This window comes from Amycolatopsis sp. NPDC104863, from assembly GCF_055582965.1.
Genome location: NZ_JBVJOW010000008.1, coordinates 38,407 through 58,278, shown reverse-complemented (window position 1 = coordinate 58,278; position 19,872 = coordinate 38,407). Strand labels below are relative to the sequence as shown.

The window sequence follows — 19,872 nt, the reverse complement described above, 5'->3', positions numbered from 1 at the left end:
TTCTCTGCTGAGGACAAGGGAGTTCGCATGGGGAAAGCCACGTCCGCCCGCCGTTCGCGACGGCCGAGGCCCGGCCGGATCCTGGCGGCCGCGGTGCTCGCGCTGGCCGCCGTCACCGCCGGCCCGGCGCCGGCCGAGGCGAGCTGGCTGCCTTCGCCCGCCCCCGCCACCTACGGCCGCAGTCAGCCGGTGGCCGCCTCCGTCACGATGGACGACGGTGCCGTCCTGTCCGTGCAAGTGGTTTACCCGGCCGATCTCGCGACGGGCGCGCGGGCGGCCGGGACGTTCCCCGTCCTGCTCACCCAGAACCCCTACGGCGCCTTCCGGGACCCGACCGCCGCCGGGACCTACTTCGTCGAGCGCGGATACATCTACGTCGCCGCGTCGATCCGGGGGACCGGGGCTTCGGGCGGTCAGACCGACTGGTTCGGCGCGCGGCAGGGCCGGGACGGCGCCACCCTCGTCGACTGGGCCGCGCACGCCCTTTCCGGCTCCGACGGCAAAGTGGGCCTCGACGGCTGCTCCTACCTCGGCGTCGACCAGTGGTACACCGCCGCCGAGGTCGGGCCGCGCTCGGCGTTGAAGGCCATCGCGCCGTTCTGCACCGACTCCGATATGTACAACGACCTCGCGACCGTCGGCGGGGTGCCGACCACCTTCGTCCCGTCGATCGCCCAGGCCCTCCCCCGCGGCCCGCAGGACGACCCGCTGACCGATCCCCTTTCCGTCACGGTCAACGACCTGAAGAACGGCGGCGCCCGGTCGTACGACAACGCCTACTGGCACGGGATCGACGTCCAGGAGCTGATGCCGCGCATCGTCGCGAACGGCGTCCCGGCGCTCAGCGAAGCGGGCTGGAAGGACCTGTTCCCCGGCGGCAACCTCGGCGCCTACACGGCCGCGCAGAACGTCTACGCGGGCCGCCCGGTGACCGCGCCCGTCGTGGCGGGCCAGCGGGTGACCGGCCGGTACCAGGCGATCGTGGGCCCGTGGACGCACGGCGCGCACGTGAACGAAGACGTCCTGGCGAACATCCGCAAGGAATGGTTCGACACGTGGCTGAAGGGCCGCCCGACCGGGATGGCCGACACCACCCGGCCCTTGCACGTCTTCCAGAACGGCGGTGACCGCTGGGTCGACACCGCCGCCTGGCCGCCGTCGACGACCACCGGCACGTACTACCTGGGCACGGCGGGCACTTTGACGGAAACGCCGCCCACTGCCGCCGGAACCGACACGGCCGACCCCACGCTGGGCCTCACCTACACGACCGCGCCGCTGACCCGGGCGAGCGTGCTCGACGGCCCGATCAACGTCAGCCTCTCCCTGAAGTCGACAACGCGCGACGCGTACGTGGCCGCGACCGTGAACCTCGTCTCGCCGACCGGGGCGACGACCAAGCTCTCCGACGGCGGGCTCCTCGCGAGCCTGCGCCGGCTCGACCCGGCGCAGAGCTGGTACGGCCGCGGCAACGCCCTGATCAAGCCGAGCCACCTGTTCACCCAGGCGAGCCAACGCCTTCTCACACCGGGGGAAACCGTCCGGCTGGACATCGCCGCGCTGCCGAACTTCACCCTCGTCCCGGCCGGCTACCGGCTCCAGGTCGTGCTGACCGGCCACGCGCCGGCGAACTTCCACCTCGCGCTCGCCCCGACCCCGCAGCAGGCCAGCAACCTGAGCGGGGGGACGTTCAGCGTCGACCACGCACCGCGGGCGGTTTCGTCGATCACCCTGCCGCTGGCCGCACCCGGCTCGTTCACGACCAGCCCCGTCGACTGGGGGCCGTCGTCCTGAGCCCGTCCCACCCCACCCGCACGCGAAACCCGAGAAGGACCACGATGACAACTCGCCCCGCCGCCACCCCGCCCGCGCTGAGACCCGGCGACCACGACCGCCGTCTGCGCCGCGTCGTCTCCGCCAGCCTCGTCGGCACGACCATCGAGTGGTACGACTTCTTCGTCTACGCCTCGGCCGCCGGCCTGGTGTTCGGTTCGCAGTTCTTTCCGGCGCTGGACGGCGCGAACGCGCTCCTGGCGTCGTTCGCCACCCTCGGCGTCAGTTTTGTCGCCCGGCCGATCGGCGGGGTGGTCGCGGGCCACCTCGGCGACCGCTTCGGCCGCAAGGCAGTCCTGGTGGCCACGCTCATCCTGATGGGCGTCTCCACGGTCGGCGTCGGCCTGCTCCCGGGGTACGGCTCGATCGGCGTCGCCGCCCCGATCCTGCTCGTGGTGCTGCGGCTCCTGCAGGGGTTTTCGGCCGGCGGCGAGTGGGGCGGCGCGGCGCTGATGTCCGTCGAGCACGCCCCTCCCGGCCGCCGTGGCTACTTCGGCTCGTTCCCGCAGATCGGGGTGCCGATCGGGTTGCTGCTGGCCAACCTCGCGTTCTTCGCGGTGTCGGCGTCGACCACGAAGGAGCAGTTCCAGGCGTGGGGCTGGCGGATCCCGTTCCTGCTCTCGGTCGTCCTCATCGGGGTCGGGTTCTTCGTGCGCGCGCGGGTTTCGGAAAGCCCGGTGTTCACGGAGCTGCAGGAACGCCGCGGCCGCCGCTCGGCGCCGTTGAAGGTGCTGTTCCGCACCGACTCCCGCGAGCTGCTCGTCGCGATCGGACTGTTCGTCGCGAACAACATGATCGGCTACATCCTGATCGCGTTCATCAACTCCTACGGCACCCGAACGCTGAAGCTGTCCAGCACGACGATGCTGCTGGTCGGCATGGTGGGCGCGGTCGCGTGGGGTGTCTTCACGCTGCTGGCCGGCCGCTGGTCGGACACCTGGGGCCGGCGCCGGACCTACCTGGTCGGCACCCTCGCCCTGGCGGCCTGGACGTTCCCGTTCTTCCTGCTGTTCGACACCCGGTCGGTCCCGCTGCTGCTCGTGGCGGTGGTGGTGCTGGCGTTCGGCCTCGGCCTGACCTACGGCCCCCAGGCGGCGGCGTACGCAGAACTGTTCCCGACGGCGATCCGCTACAGCGGCGTGTCGTTCGCGTACGCGTTCGGCGCCGTCCTCGGCGGCGGGTTCGCCCCGCTGGTGGCGGCCTGGCTGGTCGGGCTCACCGGGACATCGTTGTCGGTGTCGGCGTACATGCTGCTGGCGTGTTTGGTGACGCTGGGCGCGGTGCTCGCACTCCGGGAGGGGACGGCGGAGGAGCGAGAGGCGTTTGTCGTCGCGACCGACTGACAGCCACCTCGGGCCGGTCCGGTGTCTTCGTGGTGACGCCGGACCGGCTCGGCCCTCGGCGTGGGTGACCAGCGGCACCTCACGCCGCTCGGCATGCGCAGGCCGGCGCCGCGACCAGCACGACTCTTCGTCCGCCGCGGGACCGACGGCAATGCATGGCCGCGGGCCGCCCGGTCACGATGCCGCGGTCGTGCGCAGCTTATTGAGCAGCAGGTCAGTCTGGCTCCGTGACGCGCAGGTGCAGCCCGTCGGCGACCAGCGGTGCCGGGGCGGTGCGCAGCAGCAGCCAGCGCGACCAAAGTCGCGCACACGCACTGCACCCACCGTGATACCCGACCGATCTCGGTCTTTGGCTCCGTCATGAAGCACTGCCTCGACGACGTCACTGAACCGAAAATCTGCAGTTCACGACCCCCTTGGACCCCGTGAGGTCGCTGTGTGAACCGCCGGGGCACAGACAGCCACATCACAAGGGCACCCCATGGGCCCTCCCGACGAGGAGATCTCCTCGGTGATCCTTTTCGCTGCGTCGGAGACTTTTGACAGCTGATCTTCGGGAAGTGCGATCCGGTCCCGCTGCCTTATCGACCAGGTCCTTGATGCCGCAGTCAGGGGCGATCGGACTGTCGAGGCGGTCGTAGTGGTCACCGCAGCCTAGGCGCTCGAGCTCCATCCGGCCCGGCTCGACGTCGTAGCGGTGCGCGACGGGCGTCATGTAGCCGACCGCCGTCGTCGGCCCGGTACCGGCCCGAGGCGAACTGCTGGTCCTGGTCCCCCGTTCGGGCGACGCTGGAGCGCGGCTCGAACTTCTACTACCTCACTTCCCGGTGCAAGAAGACGATCGCCCCACCGGCACTCAGCAGACCAGCCAAAATGGCTGCCGGCGCGTTGCTCCCGGCAAAAAAGGTCAATACGCCTACGGCGGTCCCGCACACGAGACCCAGCAGCAGAACAACGGCAGCACGGACGGTGAGCAGCGGAGTAGGTGGCTTGGACATCGACACTCCTACCGGTGGTAGCGGATCGCACAGCGCCGATCGCCAGGCCCGAACTGCACCTGGAGGGTGAGCGCCGGCCGGCTCACCCGGCCGACAGCGTCGAGTATGTTCCGTTTCCGCACAAGATCACAAGGGTGTGCTAAATTCGACCACGGACGGACGAGCGAATCCAGACGGGCCACGGATGCACGACACAACGGGTACCAGTCCAACGCAGGACACGACGGGTACCAGCACGGCAGCCGAACGCATCCGGCTACTCCGTAGCGCCCGGAATTGGACGGCAAAACGCCTGGCCGACGAGTGCAAGCGCGCCGGCTTCCCAGACCTGACTCGCGCCACGATCGCCAAGATCGAAACCGGCGTCCGCAAGCACCTCACGGCCGACGAACTGGCAGTCCTGGCGCACGTCCTGGCCGTGAGCGTCGACGCCCTTCTCGACTCCACGTCCGCATCGGGCAGGTTCACCCGAGAACAGATCGTCACCACCCTCGACGAGCTGGAGCCGCAGGACCTGCTGCGCAGCGAGCTCCGCACCGTGGTGCCCGAAATCGTCCTGCCGTCGAAATCCTCCCTCAGCCCCCGCGAGCAACTCGTGGAGATAGTCACTCAGCTCGAGCGACTGCCCGGTGGACTCACGAACCTGGCTGACGTCGTCGAATTCCTCCGGCCGGGCAGCAAGGCAGCACAGGAGTTGCGTGAGCTCACGGCTTCTGCCGCGATGTCATCCTCGGCCCGCCTCGAAAGCCTGCGCACGATCGTCGAGCGCGAGGACATCCCCGACGTCGACGAACTGGCTCGACAGGCGGCAGGCGGCGCCATCCCTTGGTCCGGCCAGGACGTCGTCAGCACGTATCGGCTCCTGACCGACCTCCCTGGCTCCGACGATCTTGCGGCGCTGATCTTCGTGGAGCTGATCGCCGATCGAACACCGGCTCTCCGCGCCGCACTGCGTGCCTGGAACGACGAAAACGAGCTACCGCTTGAAGCGAGAGCACGCCTGGCCCGACACCGCGGCCACTCCGCCGAACTCGACGAGGACCACTTCGTCCACCTGACCATCTGCATCACCCCGTCGCTATCAGACGACGAGTATCTCGTGAACCACTGGCTCCAGGCCGACCCCGCCGAATGGCCACCACGACGAGGACCGACCGTGACATCGACTCGTCACGACCTCGAACGCACAGTCGACACCATTATCGGCGAGGCCGAAGACCACGCTTGGTCCGAGTTCACCGGACAGGTCCGGCTCGAGTTCGTCCTCCCCCGAACCCTGATGAACCTTCCCATCCAGTCCTGGCACCAGGAACCGTCTTCGCCGGACCCCCGGCCACTGGCCTTGACGTACCCGATAGCCATTCGCTCGTTCGACCGAATGAGTTCACCACGTTGGCACCGGGTATGGCGGCGTCGTGCGTATCGACCGGACGACACTCTGTCGAACACCGAAATCTACTTCGTTTCGGACGACGACGACCCTCGGCGCACAGCTGCCGTGCTCTCGAGTGAGCAGTGGCGGGCCGTGGTCCTCAGCCGTCCACCTCAGCCGACTTACGAAACACAGACGCAGGCAGACCCGCTGACCTCCGCGCTGCGGTCCGGAATCCCGATCATCATCTGGCCCGTCGATGATCAACTGGAAGGCGATGAGCTCCGTGCCGTGGTTGCCTTCCTTGACGGCACGCCCATGAAGGATCTTCCGGAACGAATCGCCGAGTTCCGCCGGGCAAGATTCTCCACACGCGAGGCCTCCCCTCTCCCGGACCTGGTGCTCCTCTGGGACGACCCGACCCGCATCATCCCCCCGGAAGAACTGCGGGGGCGACTGTCGTCAGCGCCGGAGTGATCTTTGGGGCGATCCGCCGTACATCTTGAGTAAGCGAAGAAATCCCGGTAGTACGGTCACATGGCTTCACCCGAGAAGGATCCGGACTTCGCGCAACGACTGCTCGATCAGCTCACATGGGTGGAACTGCTCGTGAAGAACCACGCGAACCTCGTGGGCGCCGACGAAACCGACCCAGGCACCGTGGACTGGTGGGCCGAAGCCACAGTGCGCGTACTCCCGGACGACGACGGCCATTGAGCACCCCGAGTGCCGCCGCCGTGACCGTCCTGTGCAGGCTTCCGGCGACCACGACGGGCGCTGACGTCGATCGACGTCAGCGCCCCTGCGCACTCACCGTCAGTCGGCGCCGTCTTGGCGTGACGCAGAGAGCACGCGCCACGCCGCCGCGACGACCGGCTCGGGCTCCCACAAGCCGTCCTGCGGGCGCTCCACCAGGACATCCAGGTTCCGCAGAACATTCATCGTCGCGGCTCCACCGTGGTCGTCGAAGAGTGCCAGGAGATCTTCGGTCGTCAGGGCGTCCTCATAGTTCACAAACTCGTCGAACGCGTCCGCCCACGCGGGCACCGCCGTCAAACCGACTTCGTCGAGCAGCTGCGCCGCGCCTTCCGGCTCGGCGAGCTGCCGGCGGATCCTTTCGCAAACCAAGCGGGCACTCCGTGCCTCTCCAGCGGCCAACCCCGCAGCCTCGTTCAGCAGGCTCGTCCAGCCTCCGGTGATCTTCAGCAGCTCCCCCTGGCTGACCGCGTCGCTGAACGACGTCGTCAGGTTGTCCGCGCCGAACCAGGAGCGGAGACCGTCCGCCGAGACACGGCGCAGCGGCACGACGAGGTCGGCGAGATCCGGACGTTCTGAGCCGCAGATCTCGGAAAACACCTCATTCGCGTCGGCGCTCACGAGCGCGACCACCGTACGGGTCACTCCCGCCTCGGGAAAGAGCTCGAGTGCCTGCTCGATGGCCGTCCAGGCACTGACGACCTTCATCGTGCCCAAGTTGCAGAACACGATCCGGTGCGGGTCGCCGGGCTTTCCTCCGCGCAGCTCGCGGCGATAATTCTCCGGAGACGTCGACTTCACCAGCTTGCACCGGGCACCGATCCGACTGTCCTCCTCCTGAAGCAGCTGCCGCACCTGGTCGATGCCCGTCGCCCTGCTGCCCAGCACCAGCCGCAGGCGGTTGCTGCGCTCGATCAGGGTGGCGAACTGCTTCTCGGTGAGCGGGGCGGCCAAGCCGTCGGCGACCGTCCGGCGGGCGTTCTCGGCGGCGAGCCTGGTCGGCGGCCGCCATTCCGAACCGAACAGCTCGTCCTCGATGTCCTGGGCCGAGCCCAGCAGCCGCAGGACATTGCTCGAACGCAGCCGCCAGCCGCCGTCCGCGGCGGCGAGCACACCGAGCCCGCTCATCTCTTCCAGGAGCGACCGGAACTCGTCAGCTCCCTGCCCGGTGAAGCCTTCCGGCCACCAGGCAAGACATTCGTCGCGCAGCTTGCCCGTCGTCACCGTCTGGTCGGCACCGTTTTCCAAGGCGGACAGGGCCACCACCAGAGCGATGAGCTTGTAGCGCGAGTCGAGGTTCAGCGTCAGGTGCACGGCTTCACGGACCTTCTGCCGGACCGCTTCGGAACCGATGACCCGTTCGAGGTCGTCGTCGCCGATCACATAACGCGGACTGTCCTCCCGCCGCTCGTGCGCGGACCGCACGAGTGCTTCCCCGACGAGCTGCAAGAGCTTGGGCTGGTAGTTGCAGTACGCCAGGACACGGTGGATGAGCTCGTCAGAGGCGAACGAGATGCCCAGGGTCTCCATCGGCGTGAACATCAGCTGGTAGGCGGGTTCCGGGGCCAGCGGGCCGATGGCCAACGCGTCACCGAAGTGGGCGGCGGCGAGCGGCTGGTTCGGCAGCTGCGCGAACCGCTGCACCTGGTGCAGGCCGGCGAACACCGGCTTGAACCGGCGATCGGTCGAGTTCATCAGGTCACGCAGCCGCGTGGTCGTGGCGAACCCGGTCGCGGCGTCCGCGTCGAAGAACAGGTCGCTCTCGTCGAGCAGCAGCACCAGCCGTCGCTGCGCGTCCGCCGCCAGCCAGGTCTTCACCACCCGTTCGGCGTGCTTGGCGGCGTCTCGTCCGCGCTGTTTCGGGGCGGTGATCTCCCGTTCGGCGAGCCCGGCGACGATCATGTCCCACAGCGCGTCCGGCTTCAGGGTCACCCCGAAGGCGGGCAACGAGAGGTACACCGCGACGCTTCCCGGAGTGACCTCGAATCGGCGTGCGGCGGCTTGCAGCACCGCCGACTTGCCGAGCTGCCGACCGCCGTAGAGCAGGCTGGCCCCATGCCGATCGAGGATCTCGGAACGCTCCTTGTACCGGCCTTTGAACATCTCGCTCGGGACGTTGCCCGTCGCGTGCGGATAGTACGGGTTGGTCGTCGCGAAGGGCAGGAGAATCCGTTCCGTGGCGGCGAACCGCCCACCGCCGTAGGCGGCGAGATAGGCCAGCGCCAGGTCGTCGAGCATGATCACCGGCTTCTCCGGCCGGGCCGCGGTGACCTTGCTCAGCGCTCGCCGCTGGCCCGCGGACAGCGTGCCGAAGACAGCCACCAGGACGGGTGCGTCGGTCGTGTCCTGGGCCACCCAGGCGAACAGCGTCCGGACATCGGGTGCGTTCCAGCACAGCATGAGCCGCAGCTGGTCACCGGCGAGCGAACCGAACGCCGGGATCAGCGCGTCGCCGACCCGCTTCACACCGCTCAGCTCAACCCAGCGCCGGCTCGACCCTGCAGACAGCCCCGCCGGCTGCTCGGCGGCGAACTCGAGACCGGCCAGCCGCAGCGCCTGCGCCAGCGCGGACTTGAACGCCCCGTGCTGCCGGTCGGCACCGAGGTCGAGCCACGCCTGCAACCCCTCGGCGGCCGCAGTGCGTTCCGCCGGGGACAACGGCTCGAAGTCCAGGCAATCCGCGAGAACGGAACCGTTTTCGGCGGCCTTCAACGCGTCTCGCGCCACCGTGGCGGGGAGGGTGTCGAGTGCGGTGAGGAACCGGTGCAGGTCGGTGGATCCCGAAGCGCTCGGAGGTTCTTCACCACTGAGCGCGACGAGCAGGTACTCCTCCGCCGTGGCGAGATCTCCGGCGTCGATCCGCGCGCGGATGCCCGCCGCCGCGTTCTCAGGGACGCGCTGCCCAGCCCGGTTCAGCTCGAAGGTCACCCGCTCCCAGAGTTCCTCTTTGGCCTTCGCCGCGTACTCGGGCAGCCGGCGGTCGATCTCGGCGAGGAGCCGGCGCACCTGGTCCAGGTCGTCACGCTCGGGGCGGGCGGCTTCGAGCTGCGCCAGCACGTCGGACCGCGCCGATTCCAGCAGCTGGCCCAGCCGGGCCGCCTTCTGGACCCGGCCTTCGATGTCCGTGGCCAGCACGCGCACGTCGGCCCGTGATCGGGCGACCGCCTGTTCGAGCCGGTCGAGCAGCGGCGTCATGTCTCGCCCGGCTTCCTCGGAGACCGCGTCGACGATCGTCCGGGCGGCGACGAAGTCCTCGATGGCGAGCCGCTCGTCGAACGCGGTCTCCCAGCTGGTGCGGTCGGCGAGCCGGATGTCCTCGAGCGTCACCGGCCGATCGGGGACGAGGTCGGCACTCAGCCGCAGCGCCACGCTGCGCAGCAGATCGCGGTTCAGCGCCGCGTGCGGGTCAGCCTCGGCGCCCGTCAGGCTTTCGCCGTCAAGCATGTCGACGCTCTGCTCGAGCAGGACCAGGCAAGCGGCCGCTGCAGCCGCCAGCAGCGGGTCGGCGCTCCCGTGGCGCAGTGCGTCGAGCTCGCCGGCCGCCGCCGTCCGTTCCTCGCGCACCTGGGAACGTAGTTCGGTCACCTGCGCGGAGGCCGGCTGGGGTCCGCGGGCCGTGCTGGCCTCCGCTCGCACGGCATCGATCCACGCCCGCACCAGGTCGAGTGACTCGTTGGCCTGCTCCAAGATCCGCCTGCGGGACGCTCCTTCGAGAGAGCGTGACCCCGGGCTGCGCAAGCCGTCGTCGATGCTCTTGAGCTCGCCGATAAGATCCTGGCGCTTGCCGAGCCTGCGCAGCGTCCCGGCCGCGGTTTCGATGTCTTCTCTCCGGTCGGCCGCCGCGATGGCCACCGCGCGGCCGATCAGCCCGGTGGGAGCCCACCACTTTTCCGCGATCTGGTTGGCCCGCGGGAACCGCAGGTTCCGACTCCGGTCACGGTCGGCGGCCGCCGCCTCGGCCGCGGCGGAGATGTCGTTGTCGGCGATCGCGATCGGTGCCAGCTCGGCCAGGATGGCCTGGTCGTAGAGCTGTCCGCGCGCCGAGGCCGTGCCGATCGCCGAGGTCAGCGCCACCAGGTGGGGCTGCCGGCCGAAATGCCCGCTCAGGCTGCCGACCAGCTCCCCGGCATGAGGGTCGGCTGTCACGAGCGCGGCACGGACAGCCGCCATCAGCAAGGCGAGCTGGGCGGGCTGGTGGCCGTCGAATCGAGGCAGCTCGAGCCTTTCGAGCGAGTATCGGAGCTCCTTGGCGGTGGCGCCCTCTTCGGTCCGGACGGCCGTCGCCAAGGTGAGCAGCCGGATCGCCTCGGCGAGCCGGCCGTCCTCGGAGATGGCCGCGGCGTGATGGGCCAGCGCAAGCTTGCCCGCGTCCAGCAATGTCGCGGTCAGCTGCCGGGCCTCGGCGTCTTCATCCGGTTCGTCGGCGGGAGGCGGTACTTCGGCAGCGATCACCTCTTCCTCGGTGGGAGGCGCGACCGTGAGCGGTACGGGCTGTGCTTCAGGCTCCCGCTCCGCCACGATCGTGGCGCGCGATTCCAACCGGTCTTCCGAACGGAAGCTCAGGCGGCCGAGCAGCGCGATCACGAGCAACGGATGGAGATCGTCGGGCAGTGCCGCCTGCGCGATCTGGTGGAGTTCGACTGCGGCTCCGGCCTCCCCCGTGGCCGTGACGTCGACCAGGCGGACCAACGCGGTCAAGCTCTCCGCCCGGCTTCGCTCAGCGTCGTCCCAACTTGCGCCGGAGAGCAGCTCACCCGCGGCGCGGCGGACGCTCGCGATCATCTCGCCGTACTCCAGCGGGCCCGCCAAGCCCTCGAGGCGTTCGAGTTCCGGGTGCTCGGCCGGCCGGCTCGCCCGCTCCGCGGCGGCTTCCAAGCGCGCGGCCAGCGCGAGGCAGTCCGCGGACGCCGAGTCCTCGTGGAGAAGCGCTTGTGCCGATTCGGCCAGCTGCCCGAGCGCCCCGATCACCGCGAGATCTTCCGGCGCCGCCGGCCGGGAGTCCGCCAGCAGCGCGGAGGCCCTCGCCGCTGCCCGCTGGGCCTCCGCGAGGGCCTCCCGCAACTGCTCGGCCGTCTTGGCGAGCTCGTCCAACGCGGGCTCGACGTCGGGACAAGCCGTTGCCGCGGGTGCGCTGCTCAACCCCTCCAGCCGCTGGCAGGCATCGACGACGGTGTCGACGAGCTCGCTCGGCCAAGTGGGCAAGGCGAGCTTGCTGCGCAGGGCGATCCGCAGCGCGGCGACCGAGGCGGATTCTCGCTGCCAATCAGCGAAGACCGTCAACCGGACGGTGTTCGCTTGGGCCGGGTCGTTCGTCAGGGCCAGCCGCAAGCCGTCGTCGTCGTGGCTCTGGCGCCATTCGGTCAAGGCCGGGGCTAGCGCGCGGCGCACCGGAGACACGAGACGCCGCACCGCGTGCGTGCGCCGCTCCCGCGGCCACGCGCGAAGACGAGCGAGCCCGTCGCGCGCTGCCATGGGCGTCGGCCGTTTCGCGGGCGGGACGCGCAGTTCGCGCAGGAAGTTCGTCCGGTCGGGGTTGGGCAGCCGCCAGACCAGCCGGGAGAACTCCTCCGCCGTCACGAGGTCGAGCGCGGTTTCGACGACGTCGCCGAGCCGGTCCAGCATTCCGGCCAGCTCGGCCCGGGCCCGCAGCCGGGCGGCCTTGTGCAGGTCGGTTTCCACTGCGGCCTGTGCCATGAGGCCGGTGGTGTCGAGCGGTCCGCCGGGGATCGTGTCGTGGCGGTGACGCCGGTGTGGAGCGGCCATGGCCGATCGTCCTTTCTTTACCCGGTTCAGTCGGAAGTCGCGTCGAGCCAAAACGGGCCCGGCTCGTCACCGCGACGATGTCCTCGGACGAAGGTGAAGCCCGGTGGCAGCTCCACGGACGCCTGCGGTCCCTTCAGCTCACGGACGTACTTCGCGTAGTTCGTCTTCGCCTGCTCGCTGGCCCGGAACCCCTCCGGGAGCTGACGCATGCCGGGCGGCACCCAGTGCTCTTTGACCCGCCCGGCCAGCCCGCCCGGGCGGCGGGCCTGCGTGGGGACACGGGGCGCACCGTCGGGCCACCAGACGAAGACGTCCGGCGCGCCCTCGCCCGGCTCGCAGGTCAGCTTGTCCGCGGCCACGAGGTCCTCACAGGTGTGGATCACCTGCCAAAGCAGCGCCGGATTGGTCAGTTCCGGCCCGAAGAGGGCCGTCATCAGCTGGGGGCCGGTGAGCTGCCGGGCGCCGAACGGTCCCGCCTCGCCGTGTCTGCGCAGCGCGTTGACGACGAACTTCCTCAGCGGGTCCACTCCCCGGCCAGGTGCGACGACCCGGGCGGTCGCGGGAGCGGCTGCCGGAGCCAGGCAGAGATCGGCGGCGACGAGCTTTTCGTCGGCGGCCCACCGGTATTCGTCGCCGTAAGGCAGGGGTTCGTCGAGGAGTTTGGTCGAGAGTGCCACCCGGCGGGCCCCGCGCGCGGCGGCGACGGTGACCTTGATCCCGGGGTAGAACCCGAACGGCCAGGTGATCCCGGTCAGCCGGCGGTCCGTCAAGACCACGTCCTGGACGCGCAGCGCGTCGTCGAGCGGCTCGCCGTCGTGGAACAGGTCGATGACCATGTCTTCGTGCGGGAGCAGCTCTGTGACGTCGGAGGGAAGCGGGAGCACGCCGTTGTCGATGTGGGTGGCGCGGAGCGCAACCGTGACGACCGTGAGTGTGTTGTCGAGATGCTCCACGACGACGTCGTCGTGGATGGGCTCGTCGTCCCCGGCGGAGCACGGCGCAGCCCGCCACACGCCGCCCGCCTGCCACAGGTCGTCGATCCACACCTCGAACCCGACGAGCCCGGCGGCCGTGTCGCCGATCGCGAGATTGGCGTGCACGACGGCTTCGACCGCGTCGGCGAACGCGAGCGGATCAGGCATGTCGTCGCGGTGCGCCCTCGCCAGCAGCGGCCAGACGCCGGTGTAGCGGGTCTCGTTCGTCGGCCGGGTGACGGTCCTGACGAGTTCGCCCAGGTCGTCTCCGCCCAGCACACCGGACGAGGCGAGGCGTTCGGTGAACCGATCGACGGGGGTCGCATACAGGCCCCAGCGGCGCAGCAGCTCCGACCGCGCGAGGAGCTTGTCGATCGTGGTCAAGGCCGCCTCGAGCGCGGCGGCCAGCGCGCTGTCATCGTGAGGATCGTTCAGCAAACCGCCCAGCGGGCCGCTGAGCAGCAGCGGTTTCGCGCTGATCAGCAGCCACTCCGTGTACCGGCCGATACCGTGCGGTCGCGTCATCTCCGGATCCGTGCCGAGCACGTGGCCTCGCGCGTCGAGAACCGTCCCGCGGCGCCGCAGCCGAGCGAGCTCCGCCCGGTCTCGGTCGTTGAGCCCGGCGCCGAACGCCTCGAAGTCGAGAACGGCGCGGACCGCTGAATCCTCCCGCCCGGACGTGCTCGACAGCTCGGGCGGAACCCAGCCGTCGGCCTCGACACCCGGATGAGCGCCGAACTGCCCGACCGTCTCGGCCCACAGGGTGTGGCCGCCTCGCTCGACGCGGACGAACATGCCCACCTCGGGAACCGCGTTCGTCCCGGCGTCGAGGCGGAAGAACAGCTCCGGGTCGAGCAGCTCGCCGCGATAGCCCGACCCGTCGGTACCGAAGCCGAAGTGCACGGCGTTGAACGCCGTCGCGACGTGCAGCGGAGTCCGCCGTGCCAGGGCCACCTGTTCCAGGTAGGCGACAACCCGTTCGTGCGGCGCGTCCGGTTCGACCAGGAGCTCCGCGGTGAACAGCGGGTCGTCCTGGAGTGGCCGCCAGATCTCGATCGCACTGGCTGTCATGTCCCCACCTCTGCGGTCTGTCCCGCCGTGGCACGCTCACGGCGTTCATCTGCTTCCGCGTACCGGCGTAACCGCCAGAGTCCGCCGTCGGTCCGGATGACCTGCTCCGCGACGGTCAACCGCTCCAGCGCGGCACGCACGTCGTCGATCCGGACGCCCGGATCACAACCGCGGAGGCGGTGATACAGCAGCTTCGGCCACAACGGGCGTTGCCGTCCGGTGCGCGTCTCCAAGTAGGTCTCGTCGCCGTGGAGCACCCGGTGGATCATCGCGTCGGCCAGTCCGCGGTAGTTGTCCCAGAGGAGGCTGCGGACGTTGCGATCGGTCACCGTCCGGTACGGCAGGCCGTCCCGCCGGACCGACGGCCGGGGACGTGGCGTGTCGAACGCGCGGAGCAGGTCCGGCCGCGGGGCCCGGTCCGTTGCCCGTTGCCAGCAGGTCGAACAACGGCAAGCTGCTGTCGTGCAGACGTCCTCGGGCAGGTTTTGCTCCGGCACACCGAAGTACCCGGCCATGCCGGCGTTGGCGCAGCGGCGGTCTTCGTTGTACCAGGCGCGAAGCTCAGCCAGTTCGCTGTCACGTCGAGCGCGATGTCCGTTGGCGGGGACTACCACCGCTCCTGCCGAGGTTCGCCGGACCGAGATCAGCGTCCGGTAGTTGCCTGCCTGGGACACATCGACGCAACCCCGGTCGTGCAGTGTCGAGAGAATCGCCCAGGTTCCGGCGACGTCACCGGCCACCTCGTCGTATCCGGGCACCTCCCGCACCAACTGTTCGTGGAGTTCGGTGGTCGGATACCGGTCCGGCTTCGCCGAGGCGATCCGCTGCAGCCGCTTCGCCACCTCCGCCAGCTCGTCATCGCCCGGGTCGAGCGGCTCGTCGACGGGAGTCAGCAGCACGGTCGCGGGGAAGTCGCCGAGATCTTCCAGAACACCGCTGTTGGACAAGACGGCCACCGACCGGACAACGGCCGTCCGAAATGCGTCCATTGTAGACGAACGGCGCGCTTCGGCTTGCCGCACGCGACCCGCGGTGACCTCCGATTGGAGGCAGGTGTCCGCGAGCTCGTCGGGATCCAGCACACCGCGCCCGGACGCGGTTTCGAGCAGGAACCTTTCGATCTGACGCTCGGTCGCGGACGACATGCCTTGGGCGAGCATCCACTCCAGGGTGCGGAAGCCTCGTCCCGTCCCCAGGGCCAGACCGTAGGACGGTGCGGTGATTTCCGCCGCGGGCTTTCCGGCCTGGTCACGCCCGGCCCGGCCCAGCTGCTGGTACAACGCGGCTAGGTCGGGCGGCGGCGACACGACGAACACACATCGGATGTCCGCTCGGTTGACACCGAGCCCGAAGGCGCTGGTGGCCACGATGATCAGCGGAACGAAACCGGGGTCACCCTTGTCCGGCGCTTCGCGGAACTCGGTCAGCACGGCCGCCTTCTCCGCTTCGGAGAGCCGGCCGTGGAAGCGCCGGACCTGGCGGATACCGGCCTCTCCCAGGAACTGGCGGAGATGGGCGTGCAGGGCCTCGACCTCTTTCACCGTCAGGCAGTAGAAGATGGCGTGGTCGTCGCACGCGGTCGCGATCTCCTCGGCGAGCCCCGCGACCGTGGCCGGCCCGGCGTTGCGGATCACCCGCTGGTACAAGGCCAGCTCGGGGCGCAGCGGACTGGCCCTCACCGTGACAAGCGGCTCGCTCGGGCCGGGCTCTTCCGCCAGGCCGAACAGCCCGGTCCGCAGTCCGATGTGGACCGACCGGTTCGCGGTGGCGGTCACCGCCGTCACCCGGACCCGGTGGTTGTTCCTGAGCTCGGTGACGAGCCGCTCGGCGCGGCGGAAGCTCGGACGGAAGTCGTCACCCCACTGCACGAACGTGTGCGCTTCGTCCACCGCGATCCGCCGGAGGATGCCCTTCTTCGCCGCGTCGCGCAGTAGCTCCTGGAAGCGGCGGTTGGCCAGACGTTCCGGCGAAACGTAGACGAGCCGGATGCCGTGTTCGGCGGCACCGGTCAGCTGTTCGGCGACTTCGGTTTTCCCGCGCCGGCTGTTCGACTCCGGCATCGGGCCGACCAGCGCCCGCACCGCACCACCGACCGTGGCGTTCAGCTGGAGGGCCTGGTCCGCCATCAAGGCGACCAGCGGCGAGACGACGACCGTAACCCCCGAAAGCGCCAGCGCGGGCAACTGGAAGGCGTACGACTTCCCGTACCCGGTCGGCAACAGGGCCAGGACGTCGGCGTCTTCGGCGACCGCGCGGATGACTGCCTCCTGCTGTGTCCGCAGCCGAAGCGGATCGCCGGAGAAGCGGAGCAGACCGGCGATCCGGCTGCACCGCTCGACCAGCAGGTCGCCGAGGGTCCCGGAGGCACTGGCGGCCGCTTCTTCCTCCGGGCCGATGGTCGCATCGAGGATCTGGCGGGTGGCCGGCAGCAAGGTGTGCGCCCGCAGCGCATCCGGCTTGCAGAGCTCGGCAGCCCGTTCCCGGGTGATGAGCCCGTTGTCACCGAGAAACCCCCAGATCGTCCGCCAGCCCTCGGCCATGGACATCACGTTGCCGCCCGCGGGCTCGCCGGTCTCCCCGTCCGGGACGAGCAGTCCGGGATCGAGCGATTCGAGAAACACCCCGCGGTAGCTCCGGCGCTGCGCGGTCCGGCCGGCCAGCCGGCGATCGCTGATCACCACGATGCCCCGGTGCTCGGTCGAGCGAACCAGCCTGCCGACGGCCTGCCGGAGATCCATCGCGGCCAACGGCAGGTAGTAGCCCTCGTTCGCCGCGCGCTCCGGGTCGCGATCACCGGCGGCAGCGGCTCGGCGCGCTGCTGCCGCACGCCGCGCGGCGACGAGTGGGTCGGCGAAGGGAGCGAACGGCAGCTTGTTGATCCACACGAGCGAGACGCGGTCCGCCGCGAAGTCCACGCCCTGCCACATCCCCCGCGTCGCGACGCAGAAGCCGCCGGTGTCGGCGAACGTGCGCGCGGCACGCGTGTTGCCCAGCAGCGGGGCCACCGTGACCGGTGTTCCCGGCGCCCGCCCGGAGAGCTCACCGATCAGCCCTTCGGCGATGGCGGACGCCGCCTTCTTCGCGGTCGTCAGGACCAGACCGCCCCCGCAGAACGCTTCGCCGTCGCGGCGGATGACCTCTTCCGCATAGCCGGCCAGCTGGTGCGCCGTCGTCCGCACCGCGCCATCGGCTTGCTCACCCCAGCTCGGGAAGTCGGAGAGGCAGACCAGACGAGCCTGGCCGGCCAGGTCGAACGGACCCGGCAGCGCGAACGCGTCGACGTCGACCCCGAGGCCGAGCCGCGAGCGGATGTAGGTCCAGCTGCCGGCCACCCGGAGCGTGGCGGAGACGTAGAAGATCCGGCCGAACCGCTGGCGCACCTCGGCCCACGTCACCTCGCGGCTCAGCTCGATCGGGGCGGACACGACCGCGAAGGCGTACCGGCGAGCCGAGACGCTGATTCCCTCGCTCTCGAGTTCGGCGGCGTAGACGACACGGTTGCCGTCTTCGGGCGGCGGATCATCCGGCCGCCCGTCCAGGATCTGCCGAGCGTCTTCGGTGATCCGGCCGGCCGAGTCCGCGAGCACCTCGACCCGCGCGGCAAGCGAGGCGGTGCGCTCGTACTCCCACCAGGCGTCGGTCCGGGTTCGAGCCCCCAGATACCCGGCCAGTGCCCCGGCGACGGCGGCCGACGAACCGGCTAGGCGGTCGAGCCGGGTGAGCAGCTGCCGGGACGGGGCCTCGCCGCCGACTCCGCCGAACGGGCTGGCCAAGGTGGCTACGCGGGTACCCACCGTGCCACCGGACCGGTCGAAGACAGCCTGGGCCGCTCGCGGCAGCGTCTCGGTGTCCAGCAGCGACTCCAGATCCGAAACGGCTTCCGCCAGTCGATCGGGCACTTCGCGCGCGCGGGTGCACCAGCGGCGCAGCTCGCCGGTGAGATTCTCCACCGAGCGGTAGTCGGCCTCGGCGCTCGCCGCGGCGGTCGCGGCCTGCTCGAGCGAATGAGCCTCGTCGATGACGAGCAGCGTCTTGTCCGAACCCACGTCCGGCTGGCTCATGAGAAGCGCGTGGTTGGCGACGACCAGCTGGTGCCCGGCGAAGGCTTCCCCCGCGGTCTCGGTCATCCGGCCGAGGGGCGACGACGAGCTGCGCCGGTAGTCGCCGGTTTCCTGACTGAGTCCGGTCAGCCAGAGCGAAAGCAGACCGCGGGAACCCGATTCGAAGTACTCGGCGACGAAGGCCGGGAGATCGGCTGGGTCAACACTGCGTGACGACCAACGCTGGTCCAGCGTCCCAGCTTCGCCCAAGCGTCGGAGCAGGTAGACCAGGAGTTCCTGGTAGCCCGGGTCGGCGGCAAACCGAATGCGCTGCTCCGGCTGCCCGCTGCCGGTGGCGTCGGCCAGAGCGGTGACGAGTGCCCGCAGGGAGAGGCGGTTCCGCTTGCCTTTGACCAGGGTGGCGACGTCCTCGATCCCGGACACCACCGTGGCCAGCCTGGTGATGTCCTCCGCGAGCTGGGACTGGAGCTGCTTGGTGTGGGTCGAGAGCACGACCTGCCGGCCCGGAGCACCGGCGAGCCAGTCGAGGCCGGCAGCGAGGACGGCGAGGCTCTTGCCGGTCCCGGTGGGAGCCTCGCACAGAGCATCCCGTCCGGCCTGCACTTGAGCGGCCATCCGGGCGGCCATCTCCTGCTGCGCGGGTCGGCGCTCCACCCGGCCCGCGGCCATGGCGAGGCGGTGCGGGTCGACCCCGCCCGATTCGTCGCGCAGTTCGGCCGGGACGACCAGGCGGGCGCTCCGGCGGCCCGGTTCCCACGCCGGGAGCAGGCCCGCCAAGACCTGCGCGACCGCAGCGTCATCGTGCTCGTTCAGAGCCGAACCAGCGCCGAACAGCGAGATCATCAGGTCCCAGGCGGCCGTTCCCGCCCCCACGCCCAGCACCAGATCGCGTTCGGCCCGCGGCCACGCGGCCACCGTTTCGGCCGCGAGCCTCAGCATGCGGGCGGTCAGTACCGCGTCGTCGGTGGCATCGTGCCACCGCATCCCGGAACGGTCGATCCCCAGCTCGGTGGCGAGCTCGGCAAGACGGTGTGAACGCGCGGCCGGCCAGACGGCATGGGCGAGGTAGAGCGCGTCGACCCGGCGGTGACCACCGAAGCCCTGGACGTCCGCTTGAGCGCTTGCTTCGTCGAGCAACGGGAAGTCGGCCTGCGTGCCGTTGTAGGCGACCAAGGTGTCCGCGTCGGCGCAGAATTGCCGCAGCGCCTCGAAAGCTTCCGCCGGGCTGATCGCTTGACTATCGTAAAAGGTTTTGACGCGTTCCGATCTGATGTCCGCTTGCCAGCTCTCGTCCGGTAAGTGGACCCAAGCCGTGAACCGCTCGCCTTGGCCGACCCAGTCGGAGTCCCCGGACAAACGGACGGCGCCGATCTGGTAGACCCGGCGGTCGCCGTCCGGGCGTTCCGAACTGGGGCGTACCACGGATTCCAAATCCACGACAACCGCGCGCAGGAACTCGAGGTGTTCCCCGTGAGGGTGGGACGCCGCTTTCGGAACGGCCGAGAGAATTTCCCCATCGGCCAGAACCAGTCCGGCCCGGATCGCCGCCATGACAACTGGGCGCAGACGCCGGGCGGTCAGCAACGGCCAGCGGCGCTGCGCTTCCTTCAAAAGCGCGTTTCCGTCGACGGGCCCGATCCGGTCGAGGATCTCGACGACTTCTTCGGACTGGCACACTTCTGCGGCCATGGGCACCTCCGA

7 protein-coding genes are annotated in these 19,872 nt (G+C 69.9%); 4 read left to right on the top strand and 3 right to left on the bottom strand.

The features are described from left to right. The first annotated feature begins 27 nt into the window (after positions 1-27). The 4 genes from ACZ63J_RS36370 (at position 28) to ACZ63J_RS36355 (ending at position 6,263) form a co-directional block, all read left to right on the top strand. Positions 28-1,794 (top strand): CocE/NonD family hydrolase, encoded by a 1,767-nt coding sequence (locus ACZ63J_RS36370; RefSeq protein WP_465407815.1) that lies wholly within the window; start codon positions 28-30, stop codon positions 1,792-1,794. 44 nt (positions 1,795-1,838) lie between these two features. After that, complete coding sequence (locus ACZ63J_RS36365; RefSeq protein WP_465407813.1) at positions 1,839-3,176, top strand: MFS transporter; 1,338 nt, start codon at positions 1,839-1,841, stop codon at positions 3,174-3,176. A gap of 1,182 nt (positions 3,177-4,358) precedes the next feature. Beyond that, positions 4,359-6,023: a VMAP-C domain-containing protein gene (locus ACZ63J_RS36360; protein WP_465407811.1), complete on the top strand. Its 1,665-nt coding sequence runs from the start codon at positions 4,359-4,361 to the stop codon at positions 6,021-6,023. Between the two features lie 60 nt (positions 6,024-6,083). Beyond that, positions 6,084-6,263, top strand: a complete 180-nt coding sequence (locus ACZ63J_RS36355; protein WP_465407809.1) for a hypothetical protein — start codon at positions 6,084-6,086, stop codon at positions 6,261-6,263. Between the two features lie 99 nt (positions 6,264-6,362). On the opposite strand, the gene ACZ63J_RS36350 is transcribed toward ACZ63J_RS36355, so the two are convergent. The 3 genes from ACZ63J_RS36350 to ACZ63J_RS36340 are packed head-to-tail and all read right to left on the bottom strand — an operon-like array spanning position 6,363 to position 19,860. Next, positions 6,363-12,116, bottom strand: coding sequence for a hypothetical protein (locus tag ACZ63J_RS36350; RefSeq protein WP_465407807.1), 5,754 nt, complete (start codon positions 12,114-12,116; stop codon positions 6,363-6,365). Continuing rightward, a complete protein-coding gene (locus ACZ63J_RS36345) occupies positions 12,092-14,110 on the bottom strand; it encodes a hypothetical protein (protein WP_465407805.1) in 2,019 nt (672 codons plus the stop codon). The genes ACZ63J_RS36350 and ACZ63J_RS36345 overlap by 25 nt, the downstream gene beginning before the upstream one ends. After that, the gene (locus ACZ63J_RS36340; RefSeq protein ID WP_465407803.1) at positions 14,107-19,860 is read right to left on the bottom strand and encodes a DEAD/DEAH box helicase; all 5,754 of its coding nucleotides are present in this window, start codon (positions 19,858-19,860) and stop codon (positions 14,107-14,109) included. The genes ACZ63J_RS36345 and ACZ63J_RS36340 overlap by 4 nt, the downstream gene beginning before the upstream one ends. Positions 19,861-19,872 lie beyond the last annotated feature (12 nt).

Bases quoted from the DNA above. Each gene is read 5' to 3' on its own strand.
- ACZ63J_RS36370 (WP_465407815.1), top strand. From the start codon at position 28: ATGGGGAAAGCCACGTCCGCCCGCCGTTCGCGACGGCCGAGGCCCGGC.
- ACZ63J_RS36365 (WP_465407813.1), top strand. From the start codon at position 1,839: ATGACAACTCGCCCCGCCGCCACCCCGCCCGCGCTGAGACCCGGCGAC.
- ACZ63J_RS36360 (WP_465407811.1), top strand. From the start codon at position 4,359: ATGCACGACACAACGGGTACCAGTCCAACGCAGGACACGACGGGTACC.
- ACZ63J_RS36355 (WP_465407809.1), top strand. From the start codon at position 6,084: ATGGCTTCACCCGAGAAGGATCCGGACTTCGCGCAACGACTGCTCGAT.
- ACZ63J_RS36345 (WP_465407805.1), bottom strand. From the start codon at position 14,110: ATGACAGCCAGTGCGATCGAGATCTGGCGGCCACTCCAGGACGACCCG.
- ACZ63J_RS36340 (WP_465407803.1), bottom strand. From the start codon at position 19,860: ATGGCCGCAGAAGTGTGCCAGTCCGAAGAAGTCGTCGAGATCCTCGAC.